Origin of the sequence: Corynebacterium aurimucosum (assembly GCF_030408555.1) — a bacterium.
GTDB classification, from domain to species: Bacteria; Actinomycetota; Actinomycetes; order Mycobacteriales; family Mycobacteriaceae; genus Corynebacterium; species Corynebacterium aurimucosum.
This window is the reverse complement of the sequence record NZ_CP047048.1, coordinates 858,671-878,178: the sequence shown is the minus strand read 5'-3', so window position 1 is coordinate 878,178 and position 19,508 is coordinate 858,671. Positions and strand designations below refer to the sequence as shown.

Below are 19,508 nucleotides of genomic sequence, written 5' to 3'. Positions count from 1 at the left end.
CCCAACGCACACGCGCCCAGGCATGCAGTGAGCTCTTCCCCCTTCATGCGCTTTTTCTCTCGTCTCGCTGCAACTCTCGCCGCAGCTACTTCCGCCTTCGTGTTGACCGCCTGCAGCGGTTCCTCTTCTACTGTGGCCTCCATTTCCACCACGACGCTGAATCTTCCAGCCGTCGGCGATACTGACCCCAGGCAGGATTCCGGAACGGATCAAGGCTCGGAAGAGGTCCTCGATAGTAACTCTCTTTGGGATAACACCACCGAAATCCCTCAAGCTGAGCGCCCCGATCCCCGCGTGGATCTGGCCCAGCCGGAAGCAGCTGAGTACTTCATGACAGCTGGTGTTCTCACTCCGGGGGTCGCAATTTACAACGCAGATAGCAGCGGACGATGCTCCGCTGGTCATTTCGTTGGCGACGGCGAGCGCCTCTTTATCCTGACCGCCGGCCACTGCGGTGACAAGGGAGACACCTTTTTCTACCAGGACCGCTCTGGTGACAACGTGAAGATTGGTGAGATGGTGCTGGAGGCCCGCAATACCAATACGGACCAGATCAACTCCGCCGATATCGCACTTATTGAGGTCTCCAATCCGGCCGCTCAAGTCTCGACCTCACCCGCTCTGAACGCTCCTTTAGCAGGATGGCTGCCCCTTGAGGACGTTGCTTTGACGAAGCCCACAATTTGCCGCGCCGGCTCTACGCGAGGAGTCTCCTGCGGCAACTTCATCGACCGTCACGAGGATCAAGGGCTGTTTACCTTCGGCAATGACAGCGCCCCGGGCGACAGTGGCGGACCAGTCTATGCTTCCATCGACGGCAAGCTCTACGCCGTCGGTGTGTTGTCCTTCGGCAATGACCAAGATCCCTCTGACGTCGAAGTGGGCGCCATGGAGATCGCAAACACAATGAAGCAATTCGGCCTCAAGCTTTACGCCTAGCTCAACCCAGCGCAGCCTTCTGCCTCGGCACCGAAGAGATTTCTGGACTACGGTGGACACAGTAAGTTTCATGTCTGCTACCTGCCAGAAAGGCTTTTGCAATGGACATCACCGCTCAGCCGCAGTGGGCCGCGCTCACCTCGCTTTTTGAGAGTAAAAAGGACCTCAACCTGCGTGAGCTTTTTGCCAACTCCGCTTCCCGCGCCGCAGACTTTTCCTTCGATGCTGCGGGCCTGCACGTGGATCTGTCGAAGAACCTCATCGATGAGGAAGTAGTCACCGCATTGGTAGACCTCGCCCGCGCCGCGGATGTCGAGGGCCGCCGCGACGCTATGTTCGCCGGCGAACACCTCAACAACACCGAGGATCGCGCCGTTCTGCACACCGCGCTGCGCCTGCCCGCGGAAAAGGACTTGAGCGTCGACGGCCAAGACGTCGCTGCCGACGTCCACGAGACTTTAGGCCGCATGCGCGACTTCGCCACCGCACTGCGCTCCGGCGCGTGGCTGGGGCATACGGGACACACCATCAAGAAGGTCGTCAACATCGGCATCGGCGGCTCCGACTTGGGCCCCGCCATGGCTGCCAAGGCTCTGCGCCCTTACGAGGTAGCGGGCATTAGTGCGGAGTTCGTCTCCAACGTCGACCCGGCGGATCTCGCCGCGACTCTCGACGGCCTCGACGCCGGCTCCACCCTCTTCATCGTCGCATCGAAGACCTTCACCACCCAGGAAACCCTGGCCAACGCTCACGCCGCACGCCGCTGGCTGATTGAGCAGTTTGATGGTGATGAGTCGGCCGTCGCCAAGCACTTCGTTGCGGTCTCCACCAACGCGGAGAAGGTCGCCGAGTTCGGCATCGACCCCCAGAACATGTTCGGCTTTTGGAACTGGGTGGGCGGGCGCTACTCCGTCGATTCCGCCATCGGTCTGTCGCTGATGTGCACCATCGGCCCGCTGGACTTCATGCGCTTCCTCGAGGGCTTCCACGCCATGGATGAGCACTTCCGCACCGCGCCCCTGGAGCAGAACGTGCCGGCGCTCATGGGCCTGCTCGGCGTCTGGTACTCCAACTTCTTCGGCGCGCAGACCCATGCGGTGCTGCCCTACTCCGAGGACCTCGGACGCTTCCCGGCCTACCTGCAGCAGCTGACCATGGAGTCCAACGGCAAGTCCGTGCGCCGCGACGGCACCGCGGTGAGCGCCGGCACCGGTGAGATTTACTGGGGCGAGCCGGGCACCAACGGCCAGCACGCTTTCTTCCAGCTCATGCACCAGGGCACCAAGCTCATCCCGGCGGACTTCATCGGCTTTGCCCGCCCGAAGGAGGACTTCCCCACTGCGGACGGCACCGGTTCGATGCATGACCTGCTCATGGGCAACTTCTTCGCGCAGACCAAGGTCTTGGCCTTTGGTAAGACGGCAGAAGAGATTGCCGCTGAGGGCGTAGACGAAGCCCTCGTTCCGCACAAGGTGATGCCGGGCAACCGCCCCTCCACCACCATTCTGGCTGAGGAGCTCACCCCGCAGACCCTCGGCGCGCTCATCGCGCTCTACGAGCACATCGTGTTCACCCAAGGCATCATCTGGGACATCAACTCCTTCGACCAGTGGGGCGTGGAGCTGGGCAAGCAGCAAGCCAATGACCTGGCACCGGCAGTCTCCGGCAAGGAGGAGGCCGCATCCGGCGACGGTTCCACCGATGCTCTCATCGGCTGGTACCGCAACCACCGCTAAGCACTGCTTGGCGACGTCCCCCCGGCCGAACGGTCGGGGGTACACCCGTTTTTAACGGGTAATCGACGTGCGGGATCGCCAAGGCCGCGGAGGCCCTGTGGGCGTCCGCGTGGTGATTTACCTTCCTGTGGGCATCCGCGTAAGGGTGCCTGCCCTATGTGTTGCGTGTCCGTTGTGTTGCGTGGTGGTTCACCCACCACGCGGTCCAAGCCCGCGTTGCGCGGCTTGATATGCAGCCTGGGCGGTTATTGGTTCTCCCCAGGGAGGGATGTAGTCCACATCGCCGCGTAGTCGGAAGACATAGCCGGCACCGGTGGGTTTCTCCGGGTCATCATCATTGACGCCGTTGTGATAGGCGCACAACATGGTCAGGTTCGGCGGGTTGGTAGCCCCTCCGGCCTTCCACGGCACAAGGTGGTGCACCTGGGCATAATCAGCGGGCTTATTGCACCCCTTCCTAGCACAGGTCGGATGTTCAGCGCTGGCCATCATGCGCTGCTCAAACCCGGCTAAGCGCTTCATCCGGTGCAGCCACACCGGTCCGATCGTGGGGTGGATGAGGGTGACGTAACCGCTCTCGGCAAACTTATAATTCAGAAACTCCGTGCCGGTCATGCGGCCGCCATTAGTGAGCTCCAGCACGATGTCATCACCGTCGCCAGAGACAATCTTGTCGAGCTTGTCCAAGGTCACCACCACGCTGGTGAACACAGCTGGTTTGGTTCCGCCGTGGGACTTGTTGAAGAAGACGTGGTTGGCTGCTTCCAGCAGATTGCTCTGGTTGATGGATTCCAGTACGCCGCGCATCTCGGTGACGGTCATGGGGTCATCGGTAATGGTCAGCGAGTGCGGACCATCAGAGCGATAGGTCATGCGCACACCAGGTGTAGGAACGCGCTTGGTTTTGAGTTCCTTTAAGCGCTTGGCCGCCACGGCTGGGATATTCGGTGCCGGTGTGTCCGCAAGCTTGACCCGTAGGTTCCAAGCATGCAGCTGGTTTTTCAGCTTCTTCGTGTAGGACTCAATGAGGCTCAGCGTGGCCAGGTCATGGCCTTGTTCTAAAGCTCGGCTGCGGGCAGTGCGTTGCTTTCCTGTGAACTTGGTCGCGCCGAAGTAGACGTGGTTTAAGCGCGCCAGTTCGGCGGCGTCGGCCGATGAAGCGCCGAGTGCGCGTAATCGCTTCTCGCCTCCTACCGCTTGCTTCACCAATGTGATCCCCGAGTTGCGGTAGGAGAAATAGGTCTCTAAATCCCCCCATGACTCAGCACCCTAAACCACCCCAGGCAACCCCGCAACCGGAGAGATAATCGTTAGAGCTTGATCATCGACTCCCAGCCGAAGGGGATGTGGTCAGAGTCCACAATCTTGCGGCCGAAGGGGAAGCACGTCACCGGAATCATCTTTAGGTTGGCCAGAGCCACCGGGATGCCCACGATGGTCACGGCCTGCGCCGCTGCAGTGGTGACGTGACCAATGGCCAGCCACAAGCCGGCAACAAGGAACCACACGACGTTCGAGAAAGCCGACATGCCACCGGTACCCTTGACCGGCTGGATGACGGAGCGCCCAAAAGGCCACAAGGCAAAATTCGCCATACGCATCGAAGCCACACCAGCGGGAATCGTCACGATGGGGATACAGGCCAAGATGCCGAGGAGGAAATAGCCCAGCGCGAGGGCAAGGCCACCGGTTGCCAACCAGATGATATTCAAGATGATCTTCATGGTTGCCAGCCTAGCTGGATGGCTGGCAGTGCGGGCACCACCAGATGACGCGCTCTAGCTCGCCCTCGTCACCGCCGGCGTCCACGCCACCCAGCGTGGACTTTTCAATCAGCGTGCCGCAGCGTCGGCAGCGTTTGCGGTTGCGCCCGAAGACGTAAGTGGTCTCCCCTGCCCGCTTCACACCGGTGGTCACGCGTACCGGGGAATCGCGATTGGCCCAGATGAGGCGGCGGAAGATGGTGAGGATCTGGGGGACGTCGACAAGCGCTGCAGGTGTTGCTGGATGAACGCCGGCCAGGAAGCAGATCTCGGCGCGGTATTCGTTGCCCAAGCCCGCCACGTTGCGCTGGTCCAAGAGAGCCGCGCCGATGCTCCGTTCTGGGCGCAACTCGATGCGGCGAACGGCCTCCTCAAAGCCGCCTTCCTCCCATTCTGGTGCGAGGATGTCGGGGCCCAGGTGCGCCATGCGCTGCTCAAATTCGCGGGTGGGGAAAACTTCCACCAGCCCCAACCAGTGCCCCACCAGCTCGATATCGCGCGGGGTATTCTCCATCTGCAGCACCACGCGCGCGCTGTGACCGGGCTTGCGCCAGCGGTCGCCGGCATAGTGGATGGCCCATGTGCCTTCCATCTTGAGGTGGGTATGCAGGATGAGCTCGCCGCCGAAATCCATGAAGAGGTGCTTGCCATAGGGCCAGACCTCCTCGCACACCAGCCCGTCGAAGCGCACGGTGGCATAGCGCGGCACGCGCAGGGAGGAGGAGATCACGCGCCGGCCTTCCATGAACTGCAGCCGGTTCGAAAGCTGCAGAACGGAATCACCCTCTGGCACAGCAGAACCTCCTCACCAAACGGGTGCCTACTCTACCGGCGCATCCTTTCCCGCACCGAATGCCAGCGCACCCGGCTCCCACGGGGTGACCACGTGCTGGCGGGATAGGTCTTCGATCTTCTTCACGCCCAGTAGCTGGAGGGTGTTCTTGAACTCTTCCGCCAACAGCTCAATTACGCGGTCGACGCCTTCCTTGCCGCCGGCCATCAGCCCATAAAGGTAGGCGCGGCCGATGAGGACGAAGTCCGCGCCCAGAGCCAGCGCAATGGCGATGTCGACGCCGGACATGATGCCGGAGTCGTAGATGATTTCCACGTCCGGGCCCACCTCTGCGCGCACGGCCTCAAGGGCCTGGAGGGTGTTGACCACGCGATCGAGCTGGCGCCCGCCGTGAGAGGACACCACGATGCCGTCGGCACCAAGGTCGATGACCTTGCGTGCGTCTTCGGGGTTGACGATTCCCTTGACGAAGAGCGTGCCCTTCCACTGCTTGCGAATCCAAGCGAGGTCCTCGAAATTGAGGCCTGGGTCAAACATGGTGTTGACCAGCTCGCCCAGGGTGCCCGTGGTCGAGGTCAGGGAGGCAAACGTAACCGGGTCTGTGGTGAGGAAGTTGAACCACCACTCGGGGCGCCACGCGGCATCGAAGACCGTGCCGGTGGTCAGGCGCGGCGGGATGCGCATGCCGTTGCGGGTATCGCGCAGACGCTGGCCGGCCACGGGCGTATCCACGGTGACCACGAGGGTATCGTATCCGTTGGCGGCAGCACGCTCGATGAGTTCTTGGCAGGCGGAGTGGTCCTTCCACAGGTAAAGCTGGAACCAGCGGCGTCCGCTATTGCCTTGCGACGCCGCGACCTCCTCCACCGAGCGCGTACCCATCGTGGAGAGCGTGAACGGGATGCCTGCGTCGCGGGCAGCTTGGGAACCGGCGTCCTCGCCTTCGGCATGCATGAAGCGGGTAAAGCCGGTCGGCGCGATGCCGAAGGGCAATGCTGCGGGTTCGCCGGCGATCTCGGTGCCAAGGTTGATGTCGTGCGCACCGTTGAGCACGTTGGGCATGAGGCGAACGTCGCGGAAGAAATCGCGGGATTCGCGGTAGCTGACCTCATCGCGGGCGGCGCCGTCGACGTAGTCGAAGGCGGCCTTGGGTGTGCGGCGCTTGGCGATCTTGCGCAGATCCCACACATCAGCGGCCTCTGCCAGGCGTGCTGCCCGGCGGTCGAGGTTGGGTGCTTCGAACCGCATGAGGTTCTTCAGCTCGGACACGTTAGGTAGTTGGCGCTTTAGCCGCATGGAAACAAGACTCCTTTTCTATTGGGCTATCAGCTTTTGAGGTTAGACCCATGAAAAGCCCGTGGGCTAAATGAAGGTGAATATCATTCAGCGGCGCCGCCGGCGCGGGCGGAAGCCGCCTGGGCTTCCCTGTGCAGTCGATGGGCCACCAGACTCAGTGGAATCCTCCGGATCATCGAAGGAGAGCTCCTCCATCGCCTCGACGGCGCGACGCCCACCGCGACGTGCGGGACGGTAAGGTTCGGCGGAGCGCGCGGCTTCTCCAGAGTGACCGTGCTGTCCTGCACGGCCGGAAGAGGCGGTGTGGGCAGATCCGGTAATCCGCACGCCCTTCGGGGTCAGTGCCGCCCCCAGTGCGCGCAGCTCACCGCCAAGCTTTGATTCGAAGATGGGCCGCCCGTTCGCCTTCTCAATGACCAGCTTGCTCAAGCGCCCGGCGGCCACCAGCTCGTTGAGGCCTGCAAGCACTGCGGCTAGTACCTCGGTGCGCTCGATGCCCTCGGGAAGAGCGTTAAAGAACGTCGTCAGCGTCTTCCCGCCGCGGGTTAAGTGCGCCACCGGCAGGCCATCCATGAGCACCACCAAGGCACCCGCGGCGCGGGTGGGGCGGGCACCAGAGTCACCAGCATCAGTCGGCGGCCAAGACAGCGCTGCGCCATAAGGGTTGGCCGGGTCCGTCGCGGCAAGAACATACGTCTGCGGCTCGCGGGTGCCGGAGGGCCAGCCTGTAACGTCCGGGGAATCATCCACACCGCGCAGGCGGTCGATGACCGCGGGCGTGGAGAACTGCGCGGCGCCCAAGCCCTCAATAACGTAGCCGCGCATGGCCTTGCCGGATTCCTCAAAACCGGAGAGCACCTTATAAGCCAAGGCGAAACCACCCAGGACGTCCTCGGCCACCACTGACCCGCGGGTAAGCACGCCATAGCGGTCCAGCCAGGCCTCGCCGTGGGCAATGGAGCGCGACGTGGCATCCGTGGCCGCGGGAACGGACAGCGACCAGCGCCCCACCACGTCTGGTGCGACCTGCGCACCAGACACATTGTGCGCTTGCGCAAACGACGTGCGCCCCATGCGCAGGCGCGATCGCGATGGCCGACGCCTCGCGCGATGCGCCGTACGCCCGGCACGCCCACCTGCGGCCAGGTGGGCCCGGATAGGAGCGAAGGAATCGGGGCTGACCAGACCTGCTTCCACCAAGCCCCAGAGCGCCTCCCGGACCTCCTCGGGTGTGCCGCTGAGCTGCGGTTGAATATCGGAGATGAGGTAGCTGCCGCCGCCCTGCAGGGCCTCGAGCAGCTGGGTCTGCAGCAGGGACACACCCGCTTCCTCCGCAGAGACCTGCGGGGCGAGCTGCGCGGCATAATCCACCGGCAGCAGCATGACCCACGGGTCGTTGGTGCCGGCCTTGCCGGCACCAAGGATGAGGACCTCGCCGCTGGCGGTGAGCTCATCGAGCATGGTCGGCGAATAATCCCCGACGCGCGCAGGAAGGATGAGGCTCTCCCAGGCCGAGGCCGGCAGGCGCACGCCGGCCAGCTGCTCGATGACGGCGAAGACGCCGTCCACCCCACGCAGCACCGGGCGCCGGCCCACCGCCGCCACCTGCAGCCAATCCGGCAGGAAGCGCCCGAAGGCCGCGGGAGAAACAGGCTGCGTGGCAGCTCGGGCAGCCGCCAGCGAGCGCGAGCGGATGACCTTGAGCACCTCCGCCGCGCAGTACTCCTGTTCCTCCACGCCTTGCCGGTAGTGCCCCGCCAGGATGGAATCCAGCCCATTCAGCGTCGAGTGCGCCACCGCGGCTGACAGGCCAAAGGCCTCCTGCACTTCGCGCGCCACAAATGGCCCGCGCGTGCGCGCCCAGCGGCTAACCAGCTGATCGACGGCATCGGTAATCGTGGCCTGCTGGGCGGGGATGCCGGGCGGGACGGGGATGCCGAGGCCGTCGCGAAGCAGCGGCGCATCGAGCGCTTGCGCCACGTGCTCGCGGCCGTTGATGCGCACCCGCATAATGCGTGCACCGAGCGCATCGAGTGTGCTGAGTGGCACCGTGGCGTGCGCACCGAATTCCTCGACCGGGATGGGGCCGAGCACGCGCAGCAGGTCCGCGACCTCCTCAGTGGTGTGCGCCTGACGTTCCGGAGTGGTGCGCTGCAGCTGGGCGTGGACTTCGGCGATGATGGAGCCGTCGAGAAGCTCGCGCAGCTCCACCGTGCCCAACAGCTTCGCCAACAGCGCCGGGTCCAATGCCAAGGCCGCTGCACGCTTTTCCGCTAGGGGCGAGTCCCCCTCGTACATGAACGCGCCGGTGTAGTTGAACAACAGCGAAGACGCGAAAGGCGAAGGCTGCTCCGTGGTGACCTCCGCGATGCGCACGCGGCGGTGCGCCAGCTCCCGCATGACCTCCGTGAGTGCTGGCAGGTCATAGACATCCTGCACGCACTCGCGCACGGTCTCCAGGATGATGGGGAAAGAGGGGTAGTTGCGGGCGACGTCGAGAAGCTGCTCCGCGCGCTGGCGCTGCTGCCACAAGGGCGCGCGCTTGCCGGGGTTGCGCCGCGGCAGAAGCAGCGCTCGCGCCGCGCACTCCCGGAAACGAGAAGCAAAGAGCGCGGAGTTGCCCACCTGCTCGGTGACGGTGTCCGCGATCTCATCGGCGTCGAAAAGAAAGAGCGCAGCATCGGGGTCCTGCTCCCCCTGCGGCAGGCGCAGCACGATGCCGTCATCGCCCGCCACGGCCTGGGCATCCATCCCGGTGCGCTCCGCCACGCGCTGCCCCACCGCCAGCGCCCACGCCGCATTCACCGGCCGGCCAAACGGGGTGTGCAGCAGCACGCGCCAATCCCCCAGCTCGTCCGTGAAGCGCTCCAGCAGCAGCGTCTTTTCATCCGGGATAAGCCCGGTGGCCTCGTTCTGCTCCCGCAGGTAGGCGGCGATATTGCGCCGCGCATTCTCATCCGCACCGCGCACCACCGACGGATCCGCGAGCGCCTCCCGCCGGAATGCACCCAACGCCTTGCCCAGCTCATAGGGACGCCCAGTTTGGTCACCGTTCCAGAAAGGCAAACGCCCGGTGTGCCCCGGCGCGGGTGTCACCAACACCTGGTCGCGCGTGATCTCCTCCACACGCCAGCTCGTCGCACCGAGGGTGAAGATATCCCCCACCCGGGTTTCATAGACCATTTCCTCATCGAGCTCACCCACGCGGCGCGGCGCGGAACCAGCCTCACCAGTACCCACCAGGAAGACGCCGAACATGCCGCGGTCCGGGATGGTGCCGCCGTTGGTCACCGCCACGCGTTGCGCGCCGGGGCGCGGGGTGAGCACGCCCGTCACGCGGTCATAGACCACCCGGGGTTTGAGCTCCGCAAAGTCCGTCGACGGGTACACACCACTGACCAAGTCCAACACGGAGTCGAAGACCTCGCGCGCCAGGTCCTTATAGGGCCAGGCACGGCGCACGGTGTCATACCAGCTGTCGGCCTCGAGGCCCTCGCTCGTGCTCGCGCTTGCCGACGCCACCACCGCCGCCACCGTCTGCTGTGCCAAGACATCCAACGGGTTGCGCGGGGCGTGCATCTCCTCAATGAGGCCCTCCTCCATGCGGGCGACGGTGAGTGCTGATTGCACGAGGTCCGCGCGGTGCTTGGGATAGAAGGAGCCATGGGAGACCGCGCCGACGGAGTGCCCGGCGCGGCCCACGCGCTGCAGGCCGGAGGCCACCGAGGGTGGGGATTCCACCTGCACCACCAGCTCCACCGCGCCCATGTCAATGCCCAGCTCCAGGGAGCTCGTGGCCACAACGGCTTTGAGCGTGCCTTCCTTGAGCATCGTCTCCGTCAGCGCGCGCTCGTCCTTGGACACCGAACCGTGGTGCGCGCGGGCAATAACGGCAGGTGCCTTCCCGGCGACGTCGACCTGTTTCATCAGCTGGGCCGGGTCGCGCCGGGTGGTTGGGCTCAAGGATTCTGGATCGTGCTCCTGGGCATAGAGCTCGTTGAGCCGGCTAGTAAGCCTCTCGGCGGTGCGACGGGAATTAACAAAGACGAGGGTGGAGCGCTGCTCCATAATTTCGGCGTACAGCTCTTCTTCGATGAAGGGCCAGATGGACTTCGCCGTGGGCAGGGCGGAGTCTCCTACCCCGCCCTGTGTGTCCGTTTCCCCACGCTGCGCCTGCACGCGCAGGGCGTCTTGGGGGCCTTGGGTGATGCCCAGGGGGTCGTCGACAGTCGCTTCCCCAATGGGGGATCCCTGCTCCGGGGTGGGCAGGTCCGACATGTCCTCGACCGGCACGTGGACGTCGAGCTGCCAGCGCTTCTTGGCGGGTGGTGCGATGATGTCGACGGGACGGTCGCCGCCCAAGAAGTTCGCGACAGCACTCAGCGGCCGCACCGTGGCCGACAGCCCGATGCGCTGGAACTCCCCGGCGATAAGCCCGAGGCGCTCCAAAGTCAGCGCTAGGTGCACGCCGCGCTTGGTGCCGGCTAGGGCGTGGATCTCATCGATGATGACGGTATCCACGGTCTTCAGAATCCCCGCCGCCTTGGAGGTGAGCATCAAGTAGGCCGATTCCGGCGTGGTGATAAGGATGTCTGGCGGCTTGCGTACCTGGCGGGCGCGCTCTGCCTGCGGGGTATCCCCTGAGCGCACGCCGACGGTAATATCCGGCACCTCCAGGCCCAGCCGCTCGGCGGTGCGGGCAATGCCGTTGAGCGGGGCACGCAGATTATTCTCAACGTCCACGCCCAAAGCCTTGAGCGGTGAGATATACAGCACTCTCACGCCATCATGAGCTCCCTCGCGGGAGGGTTCATTGCTCAGCGGCAGCGCGGTCTGGCCTTCGCGCTCCACCAAAGAATTCAGCGCCCACAGAAATGCCGCGAGCGTCTTACCAGAGCCGGTCGGTGCCACAACCAGCGCATTCGCACCACCGGAAATCGCCTCCCATGCCTGCTCTTGGACGGGGGTGGGGGCGGCGAAAACGTCCTGGAACCACCCGGCCACCTGTGGGCGGAACTTCGCCAGAACGTTTTTAGACATGCCCTACTGTATCGCGCGCGCTAATCTGGTCACTATGACCGTTGAGATTTCTGATTCCCGTCTAACCAACTCCCTCGCCGATGGCTGCGGCGAAATACTCAAAGGCGTGCGCAACGGTGGCCTGCTGCGCGGCTTGGCGCTGGGTGATGCCGGCGATGAGGCCGCTCAGGAGTGGATCTCCCGCGTCCTTGAGCAGCACCGCCCCAAGGACGGCGTCCTGTCGGAAGAGGCTGCCGATGACTTGAGCCGTTTGAAGAAGGACCGCGTGTGGATCATTGACCCGCTCGACGGCACGAAGGAGTTCGCTACCGGCCGCCAGGACTGGGCCGTCCACATCGCGCTGGTAGAAAACGGCACCCCCATCCACGCGGCCGTCGGCATGCCGGACATGGGCGTGACTTTTAAGTCCTCCGATGTGCGCGCGGTAACGGGCCCGCTGTCAAAGAAGTTCGTGGTCTCCCGCAACCGTCCGCCGAAGGTGGCGGATTACGTCGCGGAGAAGATGAGCTTTGAGACCGTCGGCGTGGGCTCCGCAGGTGCGAAGGCCATCCACGTGCTCTTGGGTGACTACGACGCCTATATCCACGCCGGCGGCCAGTACGAGTGGGACCAGGCCGCTCCGGTAGGCGTGGCCTTGGCCGCGGGCCTGCACTGTTCACGACTGGATGGCTCTCCCATCAAGTTCAATAACGAGGACACCTTCATCCCGGATCTTTTGATCTGCCGCCCGGAGCTGGCAGAGGAGATTCTGGAACACGCCGCCGCCTACGCGGAGGCCAACGGCGGGTACTAACCCCACGCGCGTGGCACGGGCGCAAGAGCGCTATCATGGCGACCATGATTGAGACTCCGTACGAGGACCTCCTGCGCCGCGTCCTGGAAGAAGGCGCTCCCAAAGGCGACCGCACTGGCACCGGCACCCTCTCCCTGTTCGGTGCCCAGCTTCGCTATAACCTGGCGGAGTCTTTTCCCCTGCTGACCACCAAGAAGGTCTACTTCCACGGCGTGATTGGTGAATTGCTGTGGTTCCTGCGCGGTGACTCCAACGTGAAGTGGCTCCAGGAAAACAAGGTCCGTATCTGGAACGAGTGGGCCGATGAGGACGGTGAGTTGGGCCCCGTCTACGGCGTGCAATGGCGCTCCTGGCCCACGCCGGATGGCCAGCACATCGATCAGATTCAGGTCGCGCTGGATACGCTCAAGAACAACCCGGATTCCCGCCGCAACTTGGTCTCCGCGTGGAACGTCTCTGAGTTGGACAAGATGGCGCTCATGCCCTGCCACTTGCTTTTCCAGCTTTATGTCGCTGACGGCAAGCTGTCCATGCAGGTCTACCAGCGCTCCGCCGACATGTTCTTGGGCGTGCCCTTCAACTTGGCATCCTATGCCGCGCTGACCCACATGTTTGCCCAGCAAGCAGGTTTAAAGGTGGGCGATCTCATCTGGACCGGCGGCGATTGCCACATCTACAACGACCACATCGAGCAGGTCAAAGAGCAACTCTCCCGTGAGCCCCGCGAGTACCCACAGCTCAAGCTCCACAAGGCGCCGGACATGTTCTCCTATGACTTCGAAGATTTTGAGGTCATCGGCTACGACCCCCACCCCACCATCAAGGCACAGGTGTCCGTCTAATGCTGGGCGCAATCTGGGCCCAGTCCCTCGACGGGGTCATTGGTGACGGCGTGGTTATGCCCTGGCACGTGCCGGAGGACCTGAAGCACTTCAAGGAAGTGACCATGGGCGCGCCTGTCATCATGGGCCGCAAGACGTGGGAATCCCTCAACCCCAAGTTCCGCCCGCTGCCAGGCCGAGAGAACATCGTGCTGTCCAGCCATGAACCCGGCGAATGGTCTGCGGGTGCCACCGTGGTGGATAACCTCGACGCCGCGCTTGATGCTGCGCCTAGCGACGCCTGGATCATCGGCGGCGGCCAACTTTATAACTCCGCCCTCGACCGCGTCGATACCATCGAGCTCACCCTCATGGGTGTGCAGGTCGGCGATGCCTACGGCGACGACGCCGTACTGGCCCCCTCCGTACCGGATGAGTTCAGCTTGTCTGCCGATAGCGACTGGCTGACCTCACAGTCCGGACACCTCACCATCCCCGGGCAGCCGCCGAGCGAGCTGCCAATGAAATACCGATTCCTTACCTACGACCGAAAGGCTGCTGCTTAATGGCTACTACCCCGGAAACTACCGAACACGTCACCATCTTCTACGCCGACTGGTGCCCGTTCTGCCAACGCCTGATTTCCGCCCTCAATCGCACTGAGACTCCGCACGCACTCGTTGACGCCGAAGCGGAAGGCACCGAAGATATCAACGCTTGGATCGAGTCCGTCAACGATGGCAACCGCATCGTGCCCACCGTCCTCTACTCCGACGGCACCCACGCCACCAATCCCGCTGCTAGCGAGGTCCACGCCAAGTACGCAGAGCTGTCCGGCGAGTAAACCCAAGCACCCGGCGCGGCCACCCACGCCACAGCCCGCGGGCGCTCCGCTTCAAACGGCTACGCATTTACCGCCGCCTAAAGCAAGGCTGCTAGTCTTACCAAGGTGCGCAACGCACCCCCGCCCCAGTAGCTCAGGGGATAGAGCACGGCTCTCCTAAAGCCGGTGTCGGAGGTTCGAATCCTCTCTGGGGCACTCTGTGAAGTCTCGAGACATCGTTCCGGTCGGTGTCTCGAGATTTTTCGTTTTTAGTTGCCCCGTTGGGGGTTGAGTTCGTTGTCTTTCTTGTTGTAGTAAACCTTTTCTTCGGTGAGTGTGTAGGCCGCGATTTGTACCCCTAGGGGGCGGTCTTGATGTTGACGTGGTTGTCGACGCATACCATTGTGATGGGTTCTCCGCCCCATCTGCGCCCTATGTAGAGGCGGCGTAGTTTGCCGCCCCATCGCAGGGTTGTTTTGCCGTTGGTACCTACTTTGTCGGTGCGTAGTCGGTAGTCTCGGTCTGGTTTGATTTCTGCTGGATGCGCTTTTGGTAGGGCTGTATAGGCTTCTGCGGCGGTGGTTCTGTTTAGGGCTCTATGGGGGCGTTTGTAGTTGTAGTATCCGATGATTTCTTTTAGCTGAGCGTTGAGTTCATCGAGGCTTTGAGCTGGTGCTTTGTTCGAAAGAGCTAGTTTAAAGGTGTAGTGGAAGCGTTTGACTTTTCCTTGGGTTTGGGGGTGGTAGGGTTTGCCGTTTTTCTGCTTGATTCCTAGGTCGATGAGGAGTTGCTCGAAGCCGTTTCGTGCGGGGCCGCCCTCCTATCCACGTTCGACAGGCAACGGACGCACGGTTCTCGTCATCTGTTCTGGAACGACAAAGGCGTCCATAAGTGCGTGTTCAAAGAAAAGCGTTTCCCTAATCCCAAGGACGTCACCGTACTCGCAGACTGGATTGAGGTCTGCACCCCAAAGGACGGCGTGGTCCTCGACTTTTTAGGCGGCTCCGGTTCCACGCTGGAGGCGGTAGCACTTATCAATCAACGTTCCGCGTCAAAACGTCGCGCGATTGTCGTGACAAATAACGAGGTCGGTAAGAAGAAAGCTGCCGCGATGACCAATGCCGGTCTACGCAAGGGTGACATCGAGTGGGAATCCCAAGGTGTTTACGAATATGTCACTAAGCCACGCACCCGAACGATTATCAGCGGCCGCCGTGAAGACGGTTCGGAATTCTCCGTCGGCATCTAAGCCAACGCCAAGTTCTTCACGCTCACTTACGAGGACCCGCTGGCAAACCAACTCGCGCGCGGGTTTAGCTGTATCGCTCCCCCGCTGTGGCTGCGCGCAGGCCAACAAGGCTCGGTCATCGACGACCTACCGACAAGGGCTACGGGGGTCGGCCTACTACGGGGTCATCGAGTCGCTCGACTATCTCGACGACTTCATCGCCGAGGACGAGGACAAGCGCTCAGGCCTCATTTACATCATCACCGACGACCGTCGTCAGTTCCAGCACGTCGCGGGCCTTTTGCCCAGCGGTATCGAAACTGTGCGCCTTTACGAGTCGTATCTGACAAACTTCGAGGTCAACACAGGAAGGTACGCATAGGCCATGCGCTGTATTCTCAAGGACTACCAGGAAGACGCCGTGCGCGAGGTGCTGCAGAACTACCCGCGCCAGGCGAAACTTCGAGTTCGACGGCACTCCGTCCGCCTTCGCACTGCCAGCCACTACCCGGCGCTGGCAAGACGGTTATGGCCGCGGCGGTCATCGAGACCATTTTCGAGGGACGTGAGGATAACCTCTTCGAGCCCGACCCCAACGCGACGATTCTGTGGTTCTCCGAGGAGCCGAGCCTGAACGAACAATCCCGCAAAAGCCTTATTCGTGCAAGCGAGGTCCTGGCGTTGAGAACCCAGACCATCGAGTCGGACTTAGCCGCAGAACGCCTCAACCCCGGCATGGTCTACTTCCTCAACTCCGACAAACTCTCGAAGAACGGTCACCTCGTACGCGGCGCCCAGGACGACGACCAAGAGGCGCTTCTGGCGCGCCCTGATACCGCCCAGCACAATTTTTGGGATGAGCTGCGAAACACCGCAGACGGCGGCACTGTGGTCTACATGTTTCTTGACGAGGCGCACAGGGGCATGAACCCAAAGAACCGGAACACCATCGTGCGAAGACTTGTCGATGGTGCACACGGCGCTCCCCCGTTGCCAATTCTTTTCGGTATCTCCGCCACCCCGGAGCGGTTCGAGGAGACGACGGGCACTATCGCCGACCGCGACACCATCTCGAATGTGGAGGTCGACCCGGCGAGGGTGCGGGACTATGGCATTATCAAGGACGAGATTGTGCTCACTTTCCCCACCGAGGTCGGTGACTTTGAGACCACCGTGTTGCCCGCGGGCGCCGAGAAACTCGCGCTCTCGTACGCGGCATGGGCCGAGTACACCGCGGGCGACGAACAGTTGGCCGACGTGATTCCGCTGATGGTGGCCCAAGTGCCGGACGGCGCGAAACCGGAGGACTTCCAACGCTGGGTCTCTACGATTGCCGACACCATCGACACCGCACCGGAGGCGTTTTGCAACGTGCTCGGCGAACACTAGGACATCGCATTGCCCGGCTCCATGCACATTCCGTATGTCGAGCCGGACAAAGTCCAGGGACGTGAGCGACTCCGCGTCGTGTTCGCCAAGACCGCTATCTCGACGGGTTGGAACTGCCCGCGCGCGGAGGTGCTGGTGACGCTTCGGCCAGCCAAGGACCAGACCCACATCACGCAGACTATTGGTCGCATGGTGCGCTCTCCGCTGGCTCGTCGTATCTAGGGCAACGGCCTACTGTACTCAACCTAGTGCCTCTTGCCACGCTTCGACGAGGAAACCACCACTGCTGTGGCGGGACGTATTAGCAAGGGCAAGTTCGGTGGCGGCGGCACGCTGCTGCCGACCGTCCTCATCGACGCAATCCCGCTCGGCCGAACCCCGAGGTGGAGGACGACAAGGCCCCTGTGGCGCGCGCTTTCTGCTGTGCCGACCTATGCCGTGCCGAGGACGATTCGAGACGACGTCAGGCGGCTCAACGAATTCTCGCTCTTGCTTAGTCAGCACGGCATTGTCGAGGGGTGCGCCGCACAGGCCGGCGCCTTTATGACCAGCGCGATTCGCAGTGCTGTCGCCATGTTCGAGGACAAAGTCGAGGACGCGAAACGCGACATTGAGACTGCCTCACTTCGGGATGTGACGGCTATTGTAGGCGATGGCGCCGACGACCGTTCGATTCAGCAGTCACAGAAGATGGCCGAACACGGCCTGTCCGGCAGGCAGTTGAAGAAGTACATCAGCTCCCTTATCGACGACCCGAAACCCCGATGGACACCTACGACGCTACGCTGCAAGGCATTGCCGCGGGGTGGGTTGACGAAGTTGTGGACCGCGTGCGCATGGACACGGCGACCCGCGTGAGGACCCGGCTGACCGAAACCCGCACCGCGCGAAAGGCGCTGTCCGACGAGGAGCGTTCGCACTACGAGCGCGTCATCGCCTCCGGCGCGGAGACACTCACGACCGATTTCGTGTTGCTGAGCAAAATCGTGGTGCAGCGCGAGCAGGTTCGCGGCGCTGACGGTGAGCCGATACGCGACAAGTACGTCTACACCGCTGCGACGTACAAGGGCCATGCCATAGCGGACGACAAGGGCGTGTTCCCGGTCAAGTTGAACACCCGGGAGCAGCACGTCCGCGAAGTCGAGCAGGCGCACGATAAGAACTTGTACTGGTACCGCAACCCGTCTCGTGCCGGCTCGTCGAGTGTGGTGGTGCCCTACCTCTACAAGGACGAGTGGCGCGCGATGTGTCCCGACTTCATCTTCTTCACCAAGCGCGGCGACGGTGTGGAGATGAACATTATTGATGCGCACGGCACACATCTGGGCGACGCGCAGGCAAAACTCCTGGGTCTTGCCCGCTACGCGGAGCCCCACGGTGAGGCGTTTGGTCGTATCGAGGCAGTCGCCGAGATTGATGGGAGGTACCGGGTGGTGGACATGCAGCAGCAGGAGGTTGTCCGCAACGCTGTGAAGAACGCGAGTAGTACTGTGGGTGTGTACTCGTTGGACGTGGCGACGGATTACTCCTAATCGAGAGACCGAGACACAGCCGGGAGGTGCTCAACCTCCCGACTGTTTTTCTTGGATGGTTTCCCGAAGGAGTACCTCGCAAACCGGGACGCAGCCTCGGTGCCGCTTATCCGCTTGCAGTTCAAGCGCCAATACTTGCGGGCCAACGACCCTTAAACCACAACAAGTATAGAGGAGACACAGAATATGAGCACAAACCGATTCGCCCCTGCGGACTGGCTGTTAAATTACCTCGATGGTCAAGAATACGAAAAAATCTCTACTACCTTCGGCGAACTCGCTCGCTATTGCGATTTCACCGCGAAGGAACTGCAAAGAGCCGGTTTTATGCTCCGGGATACCGGGTTAGTAACGATGATGTCGGACGCGGGTCACTCCCTATTCGTGGGAGGACTCACCGGTGAGGGACAAGCACTCGTCTACACGGGCCAATCTGTAGGTGACTATCTTCGCGCACGGAGTGGCTCATCGACAACTACCAACACGGTCAACGTGACAGGCGACGTCCACGGCGGTCAGGTGGGTATCAACAACGAGCAGACCATTACTGTGCAGGTGACGCCCGAGCAGGTACGAAATCTGGTCACCGTTTTGCGCGAGGACGGTCTGACCGAGATAGCTGACGCAGTTGAAGAAGAAACCCAAGGAGGCAAGGAACCGGCGCGAGTTGTGGACGGGCTGCGCCGAGGGTTATCCGTCGCGAGTGACGCCGGAACAGTCTTGACATCGCTTGGAGCCGCAGGAAGAGCCGTGCTGACAATGTTCGGCGCGATGTAGGCGAATTAGAACTCTTGTTCGCAATCGGGAGATACGTGTCGGGAACGTGAGTCATACTGACGCCGAACGAACGACGTTCACCCCGAATACCCGCACTTTCGGGGCCCGATTTTCCTACAGGAGGCTACTATGCGGACGCGATACCGCACTACAACCATCGAGATTGACGTGCTCAACTCCGAGCGGTACTGGCTGACGATTCCCGATTATGAAGCATGGGCTAAACCGATGTTTTCTGGTGCCGCCCTCACCGCCCCGTCGGGCAAGCGACTCCCCGCCGGGGTTCGCATAAAGGCCAATGACCAGAATGACGGGTTGGTCAGTCACATCTCTTTCGACTTCATCGCGCCCCGGAAGCACATCGACCGGGAGTTGCAAGAAATGGTTTTCTCTATCGAGAACATTGTCCCCATTAGTATTGCGGTTAGCGAGGGCGACCTCACCATCGACGAGATTCGAGTACTCGACCTAGACATTGACCACGAGTACGCCGAGGTCGTGCGAGATGTGATGGAGTAGACAACCCCGGAAAGGGGGACATGAGGAATCCAAATCCTCTAAATCGTGTTGGATTATGT

General features: G+C 62.4%; 19 protein-coding genes, 1 tRNA gene and 1 pseudogene. 15 read left to right on the top strand and 6 right to left on the bottom strand.

All coding sequences use genetic code 11. From position 1 onward, the window contains the following. Positions 1-45 precede the first annotated feature (45 nt). On the top strand, positions 46-939 hold the full coding sequence (locus CAURIM_RS04150; RefSeq protein ID WP_201828523.1) for a trypsin-like serine protease: 894 nt from the start codon (positions 46-48) through the stop codon (positions 937-939). A gap of 101 nt (positions 940-1,040) precedes the next feature. Next, positions 1,041-2,675 (top strand): glucose-6-phosphate isomerase, encoded by a 1,635-nt coding sequence (pgi, locus tag CAURIM_RS04145; RefSeq protein WP_201828524.1) that lies wholly within the window; start codon positions 1,041-1,043, stop codon positions 2,673-2,675. A 189-nt stretch (positions 2,676-2,864) separates the two neighbouring features. Here pgi and CAURIM_RS04140 read toward each other — a convergent pair whose 3' ends face one another. The 5 genes from CAURIM_RS04140 to CAURIM_RS04120 all read right to left on the bottom strand — a co-directional run bounded on the left by CAURIM_RS04140 (position 2,865) and on the right by CAURIM_RS04120 (position 11,567). Beyond that, on the bottom strand, positions 2,865-3,881 hold the full coding sequence (locus CAURIM_RS04140) for an HNH endonuclease signature motif containing protein (protein ID WP_253587815.1): 1,017 nt from the start codon (positions 3,879-3,881) through the stop codon (positions 2,865-2,867). Between the two features lie 104 nt (positions 3,882-3,985). After that, a complete protein-coding gene (locus CAURIM_RS04135; RefSeq protein ID WP_201828525.1) occupies positions 3,986-4,399 on the bottom strand; it encodes a YccF domain-containing protein in 414 nt (137 codons plus the stop codon). A gap of 10 nt (positions 4,400-4,409) precedes the next feature. Further along, positions 4,410-5,231: an Fpg/Nei family DNA glycosylase gene (locus CAURIM_RS04130; RefSeq protein ID WP_201828526.1), complete on the bottom strand. Its 822-nt coding sequence runs from the start codon at positions 5,229-5,231 to the stop codon at positions 4,410-4,412. A 27-nt stretch (positions 5,232-5,258) separates the two neighbouring features. Continuing rightward, entirely contained in the window at positions 5,259-6,527 is a 1,269-nt protein-coding gene (locus tag CAURIM_RS04125) for an alpha-hydroxy acid oxidase (RefSeq protein ID WP_201828527.1), read from the bottom strand. Positions 6,528-6,614: 87 nt separating this feature from the next. Further along, a complete protein-coding gene (locus CAURIM_RS04120; protein ID WP_201828528.1) occupies positions 6,615-11,567 on the bottom strand; it encodes an Lhr family ATP-dependent helicase in 4,953 nt (1,650 codons plus the stop codon). 34 nt (positions 11,568-11,601) lie between these two features. Here CAURIM_RS04120 and CAURIM_RS04115 point away from each other — a divergent pair, with 34 nt between their 5' ends. The 5 genes from CAURIM_RS04115 to CAURIM_RS04095 all read left to right on the top strand — a co-directional run bounded on the left by CAURIM_RS04115 (position 11,602) and on the right by CAURIM_RS04095 (position 14,220). Next, positions 11,602-12,360: a 3'(2'),5'-bisphosphate nucleotidase CysQ gene (locus CAURIM_RS04115; RefSeq protein WP_201828529.1), complete on the top strand. Its 759-nt coding sequence runs from the start codon at positions 11,602-11,604 to the stop codon at positions 12,358-12,360. A 35-nt stretch (positions 12,361-12,395) separates the two neighbouring features. After that, on the top strand, positions 12,396-13,202 hold the full coding sequence (locus CAURIM_RS04110) for a thymidylate synthase (RefSeq protein ID WP_201828530.1): 807 nt from the start codon (positions 12,396-12,398) through the stop codon (positions 13,200-13,202). Beyond that, on the top strand, positions 13,202-13,747 hold the full coding sequence (locus CAURIM_RS04105; RefSeq protein ID WP_201828531.1) for a dihydrofolate reductase: 546 nt from the start codon (positions 13,202-13,204) through the stop codon (positions 13,745-13,747). Before CAURIM_RS04110 ends, CAURIM_RS04105 begins: the two co-directional genes overlap by 1 nt. Then, positions 13,747-14,025, top strand: coding sequence for a glutaredoxin domain-containing protein (locus tag CAURIM_RS04100; RefSeq protein WP_201828532.1), 279 nt, complete (start codon positions 13,747-13,749; stop codon positions 14,023-14,025). The genes CAURIM_RS04105 and CAURIM_RS04100 overlap by 1 nt, the downstream gene beginning before the upstream one ends. Before the next feature lie 122 nt (positions 14,026-14,147). Next, positions 14,148-14,220: transfer RNA gene (locus CAURIM_RS04095), tRNA-Arg, on the top strand. A gap of 53 nt (positions 14,221-14,273) precedes the next feature. Here CAURIM_RS04095 and CAURIM_RS04090 read toward each other — a convergent pair. Beyond that, a pseudogene (locus CAURIM_RS04090) lies at positions 14,274-14,815 on the bottom strand (integrase core domain-containing protein); the annotation flags it as partial. On the opposite strand from CAURIM_RS04090, the gene CAURIM_RS04085 reads away from it, so the two are divergent. The 8 genes from CAURIM_RS04085 (at position 14,792) to CAURIM_RS04050 (ending at position 19,449) form a co-directional block, all read left to right on the top strand. Further along, positions 14,792-15,253 carry a DNA methyltransferase gene (locus tag CAURIM_RS04085; RefSeq protein WP_290206220.1) on the top strand — a complete coding sequence of 154 codons (462 nt, stop codon included), beginning with the start codon at positions 14,792-14,794 and terminating at the stop codon, positions 15,251-15,253. The pseudogene CAURIM_RS04090 and the gene CAURIM_RS04085 sit on opposite strands and share 24 nt — an antisense overlap. After that, the gene (locus tag CAURIM_RS04080; protein WP_201828534.1) at positions 15,219-15,614 is read left to right on the top strand and encodes a hypothetical protein; all 396 of its coding nucleotides are present in this window, start codon (positions 15,219-15,221) and stop codon (positions 15,612-15,614) included. Before CAURIM_RS04085 ends, CAURIM_RS04080 begins: the two co-directional genes overlap by 35 nt. After that, complete coding sequence (locus CAURIM_RS04075) at positions 15,611-16,621, top strand: DEAD/DEAH box helicase family protein (RefSeq protein ID WP_343884009.1); 1,011 nt, start codon at positions 15,611-15,613, stop codon at positions 16,619-16,621. Before CAURIM_RS04080 ends, CAURIM_RS04075 begins: the two co-directional genes overlap by 4 nt. A gap of 21 nt (positions 16,622-16,642) precedes the next feature. Beyond that, positions 16,643-16,843 carry a hypothetical protein gene (locus CAURIM_RS04070; RefSeq protein WP_201828536.1) on the top strand — a complete coding sequence of 67 codons (201 nt, stop codon included), beginning with the start codon at positions 16,643-16,645 and terminating at the stop codon, positions 16,841-16,843. A gap of 33 nt (positions 16,844-16,876) precedes the next feature. Further along, positions 16,877-17,479: a hypothetical protein gene (locus tag CAURIM_RS04065; RefSeq protein WP_201828537.1), complete on the top strand. Its 603-nt coding sequence runs from the start codon at positions 16,877-16,879 to the stop codon at positions 17,477-17,479. Next, complete coding sequence (locus CAURIM_RS04060; protein ID WP_201828538.1) at positions 17,386-18,153, top strand: hypothetical protein; 768 nt, start codon at positions 17,386-17,388, stop codon at positions 18,151-18,153. Before CAURIM_RS04065 ends, CAURIM_RS04060 begins: the two co-directional genes overlap by 94 nt. 186 nt (positions 18,154-18,339) lie before the next feature. Beyond that, entirely contained in the window at positions 18,340-18,930 is a 591-nt protein-coding gene (locus CAURIM_RS04055) for a hypothetical protein (RefSeq protein ID WP_201828539.1), read from the top strand. Between the two features lie 129 nt (positions 18,931-19,059). After that, a complete protein-coding gene (locus CAURIM_RS04050) occupies positions 19,060-19,449 on the top strand; it encodes a hypothetical protein (RefSeq protein ID WP_201828540.1) in 390 nt (129 codons plus the stop codon). Positions 19,450-19,508: the final 59 nt, after the last annotated feature.

Coding starts and splice junctions, on each gene's coding strand:
- CAURIM_RS04150 (WP_201828523.1), top strand. CDS start 46: ATGCGCTTTTTCTCTCGTCTCGCTGCAACTCTCGCCGCAGCTACTTCC.
- pgi (WP_201828524.1), top strand. CDS start 1,041: ATGGACATCACCGCTCAGCCGCAGTGGGCCGCGCTCACCTCGCTTTTT.
- CAURIM_RS04135 (WP_201828525.1), bottom strand. CDS start 4,399: ATGAAGATCATCTTGAATATCATCTGGTTGGCAACCGGTGGCCTTGCC.
- CAURIM_RS04125 (WP_201828527.1), bottom strand. CDS start 6,527: ATGCGGCTAAAGCGCCAACTACCTAACGTGTCCGAGCTGAAGAACCTC.
- CAURIM_RS04120 (WP_201828528.1), bottom strand. CDS start 11,567: ATGTCTAAAAACGTTCTGGCGAAGTTCCGCCCACAGGTGGCCGGGTGG.
- CAURIM_RS04115 (WP_201828529.1), top strand. CDS start 11,602: ATGACCGTTGAGATTTCTGATTCCCGTCTAACCAACTCCCTCGCCGAT.
- CAURIM_RS04110 (WP_201828530.1), top strand. CDS start 12,396: ATGGCGACCATGATTGAGACTCCGTACGAGGACCTCCTGCGCCGCGTC.
- CAURIM_RS04105 (WP_201828531.1), top strand. CDS start 13,202: ATGCTGGGCGCAATCTGGGCCCAGTCCCTCGACGGGGTCATTGGTGAC.
- CAURIM_RS04100 (WP_201828532.1), top strand. CDS start 13,747: ATGGCTACTACCCCGGAAACTACCGAACACGTCACCATCTTCTACGCC.
- CAURIM_RS04070 (WP_201828536.1), top strand. CDS start 16,643: ATGCACATTCCGTATGTCGAGCCGGACAAAGTCCAGGGACGTGAGCGA.
- CAURIM_RS04060 (WP_201828538.1), top strand. CDS start 17,386: ATGGACACCTACGACGCTACGCTGCAAGGCATTGCCGCGGGGTGGGTT.
- CAURIM_RS04055 (WP_201828539.1), top strand. CDS start 18,340: ATGAGCACAAACCGATTCGCCCCTGCGGACTGGCTGTTAAATTACCTC.
- CAURIM_RS04050 (WP_201828540.1), top strand. CDS start 19,060: ATGCGGACGCGATACCGCACTACAACCATCGAGATTGACGTGCTCAAC.